4 protein-coding genes are annotated in these 2478 nt (G+C 37.2%); all 4 read left to right on the forward strand.

Annotation, left to right across the window (positions count from 1 at the left end):
* Nucleotides 1-472: GyrI-like domain-containing protein (locus AB3X49_RS21260; RefSeq protein WP_367964571.1), on the forward strand; the 472-nt coding region annotated here is incomplete at its 5' end.
* A 22-nt stretch (nucleotides 473-494) separates the two neighbouring features.
* The gene (locus AB3X49_RS21265; protein ID WP_489752920.1) at nucleotides 495-968 is read left to right on the forward strand and encodes a DUF8821 family protein; all 474 of its coding nucleotides are present in this window, start codon (nucleotides 495-497) and stop codon (nucleotides 966-968) included.
* A gap of 167 nt (nucleotides 969-1135) precedes the next feature.
* A complete protein-coding gene (locus tag AB3X49_RS21270) occupies nucleotides 1136-1393 on the forward strand; it encodes a DUF3963 domain-containing protein (RefSeq protein WP_367964573.1) in 258 nt (85 codons plus the stop codon).
* Between the two features lie 192 nt (nucleotides 1394-1585).
* Nucleotides 1586-2218 carry a LysE family translocator gene (locus AB3X49_RS21275; protein WP_367964575.1) on the forward strand — a complete coding sequence of 211 codons (633 nt, stop codon included), beginning with the start codon at nucleotides 1586-1588 and terminating at the stop codon, nucleotides 2216-2218.
* Nucleotides 2219-2478: the final 260 nt, after the last annotated feature.

Here is a 2478-nt window from a genome sequence, read left to right on the forward strand (position 1 = left end):
TTATACAATAGAAGAAAAAGATAGCTTTATCGTGTTAGGTATTGGAACTGAACTTAAGAGCCACTATACAGACTTTGCGGGCATAAACAAGGAAAAGGCAGACTTTTGGCTGGCCGTCGAACAAGATGGAAGGTTGGACACTTTAAAAGCTTTAGCTACAAATGATTACATTTTTTCTGTGAGTGAAGCGGTGAATAACAAGATGATGTATTACGCTGGTGTCATGACAGAGGCAACGATACAAGAAGAATCTAGAGTTATCCAGTTTCCGAGGGGAGAATACCTAGTAGTTAAAGGGGAAGGCAATACAGCTGAGGAGCTAAGTAATAAGCTTACTGGTATTGCATTTGGTCAAGCATTAGCAGAAGTAAAAGATTTTTCCTATGTTGGTGGGCCAAATACAACAGTTGAGATGGGGCAGCGAAACGGCTTAGTATTTGGTGAAATATGGATTCCAGTTGTTGGGAAGTAAAGTGTTAAAAGGAGAGATGGAATTGTCCAATATAGTTGATTTTAAAAACGTAACTACAGCTGGCATGGAGTCTTCACCTGTAGCAGAAGCACTTGCTGGTTTACGTGCCCATGAAGCACGTTACTTTATGAATAAATACAAGCATGAATTTACGGTTGTACCAGCTAGTGAAAGCGAGAAGACTCTTGATTATGTGAACCGCATTTTGAAAGAAGAACGTGATATTGAGTTTGCGGCAAAACCTTTAGAAACATCGTGTTTTCAAGTGGAAAATATTAAATTTGCCTATGTCTTCTATGAGGATGGTCTTGCAGTCAACGTCATGTATACGTTGGATAACCCAAAGAAGCGGGCCGTTGGATTTAAGCTTTCTGAGGGAATGGAGATACCAACGGAGTTAGTAGAGAAGTTTAAGTTTGCTAGACAGAAGTCTAAACTTGCTGGAACAATTCGAGGTTCGTTTTTTGTAATAAAAGGAGAATATAGTGTAAGTTGAAGAATCATTCATTTGTTATATTGAGTTATTTTTTAAAAGGCGCGATTAAGGCTAACGATCTTGAATTGTTAGCCTTTTTTTACATAAGTAAATAATATTTACAGTCTGCTACACACTACGTTCAGATAAAATAAAACGAAAGGAAATTACTGTAGGGTGGTGGTGGCGTGAGCAAAAAAAGGCTATTTGAGTTATTCTTAGTAACTTTTGCTTTACTATTCCTTCATGTAAGCACATTTACTAATGAAAAATTGAATGATAAATTTGGTAACTTTACCTTCTTTGTTGTATTTCTCATGTTTTATATCAACGTTGCATTTATAGAACGGTATTTTGATGATATACAAAAGTGGATTCGAAATATCACATTTCTTCTTGCCTTGTTAGTAGTAACTTTAATATCACTATTGATAGGTTACTTTTAAAGCCTTGTGATCACGAAAGTCCCCCAGTTTAAAAAAATGGAGGACTTTTCATAGTCTTCTAAATACAGTGAATCCCGATAATAATACGCTATGTTAACCTTATATGAATAGGCATACATTAATCTTTTTTCTCCTCAATCATGATAAAATGGACGATAAGAAATTTATGTAAGATAAAGGGGTGGAAGATTCATGGTCAGTTTTAGCACTTTGCTAGCTTTTGCAATTGTTTCACTTAGTATGGTTTGTTCACCTGGGCCTAACATGATTTATCTCCTTTCTCGCTCGATTACGCAGGGGCGTATGGCAGGATTCATTTCTCTTTTGGGTATCATGCTTGGCTTCATAATTTATATAATTGCAACAATGTTCGGACTTACAGCCCTTTTCCTAGCTGTTCCGTCTCTCTATGAAGCAGTTAAGTGGGCAGGTGCTGCTTACTTACTCTGGCTCGCATGGAATTCGATTAAGCCTGGTGCTACATCTATTATGGAACCTCGTACTATTGCTATTGAGCCGCCACGGAAATTATTTTTAATGGGACTTATGACGAATCTGCTGAATCCTAAGATTGCTATTTTGTATGTGTCACTTCTACCTCAATTTGAAGATCCTGAGAAAGGATCGTTGCTTCTACAAGGTGCAGTTCTGGGCTTTACACAAATAACGGTTAGCTTTATAGTCAACCTCCTAATTGTATTTACAGCAAGTAGAGTTGCCAAATGGTTTGGCACACGCCCAACGTGGCTGCGAGTGCAGCGTTGGCTTATGGCAAGCGTCTTGACAGGTCTTGCTGTACGTCTTGCTTTTGAACGTCGACAGTAAGAGTCTTCTTGGGGAAAGTTACTATCTTTTTGGAACGATTGTAAGGGGAATAAGAATGATATTAAAAATAAAGCCAGCTACTGTATGTTCTTACTTTTACCTAACGTTTTTTCAAAAATGCTAGTAGATGCTGTTTCTTTTTTTAGAGGATACGGTAGGAATACCGTATTTTTTATTATAGGGGAATTTTGTTTTGTTAGCTTGAGAGCAATGTGAAACCTAAAATAATATGATCATATTATTTTAGGTTTCACATTGCT

Origin of the sequence: Bacillus sp. C30, assembly GCF_040838255.1 — a bacterium.
Classification (GTDB): Bacteria; Bacillota; Bacilli; order Bacillales; family Bacillaceae_G; genus Bacillus_A; species Bacillus_A mycoides.